At 39.3% G+C, this 211-nt stretch carries 1 protein-coding gene; it reads left to right on the top strand.

Features of this window, described 5'->3' with window-relative positions; all coding sequences use genetic code 11:
* The coding region (locus LI164_RS15900) for a hypothetical protein (RefSeq protein WP_331464389.1) at window positions 1–211 on the top strand (211 nt) is incomplete at both ends.

The following is a 211-nucleotide window of genomic DNA, read 5'->3' as shown; positions in this document are numbered from 1 at the left end:
TATACATATCGAACCGACCTTTTTCGAAACAATCTGGGCGATATTGCTCTATATTGTCATAGGTATTGCTGCATTGCTCATCGTAATATATATCGTAATCCGCAACACTAATTTGCAGCGCAGAGTAGATTTCGAGCAACAGCTTTCCAATCTGAAGCTACGTTTTTTCACTGATATTTCTCATGAGCTTCGCACTCCACTTACACTGATA

Source organism: Dorea sp. 210702-DFI.3.125, from assembly GCF_020560945.1.
GTDB classification, from domain to species: Bacteria; Bacillota; Clostridia; order Lachnospirales; family Lachnospiraceae; genus Dorea; species Dorea formicigenerans.
Note: the sequence above shows the minus strand (reverse complement) of the source record. Positions and strands in the feature narration are given on the sequence as shown.